This window comes from Salmonella sp. SAL4457 (assembly GCF_046548235.1).
Lineage (GTDB): Bacteria > Pseudomonadota > Gammaproteobacteria > Enterobacterales > Enterobacteriaceae > Salmonella > Salmonella enterica.
Window position 1 is genome coordinate 1 of record NZ_JBGDZO010001111.1, and the last position, 246, is coordinate 246.

Here is a 246-nt window from a genome sequence, read left to right on the forward strand (position 1 = left end):
TGCCAGAGGCGCGCATAGAGGCCGCCATGGGCGAGCAACTCGGCATGCGTGCCGCTTTCGGCGATGTGGCCCTTGTCCAGCACCACCAGGCGGTCCATGCGCGCAATGGTCGACAGGCGGTGGGCGATGGCGATCACCGTCTTGCCCTGCATCAGGGTCTCCAGGCTTTCCGGGATCGCCGATTCGACTTCCGAGTCCAGCGCCGAGGTCGCTTCGTCGAGGATCAGGATCGGAGCGTCCTTGAGC

At 65.9% G+C, this 246-nt stretch carries 1 pseudogene; it reads right to left on the reverse strand.

Annotation, left to right across the window (positions count from 1 at the left end):
- Positions 1–246: pseudogene (locus tag ACLJNW_RS27630) on the reverse strand (multidrug ABC transporter ATP-binding protein); the annotation flags it as partial.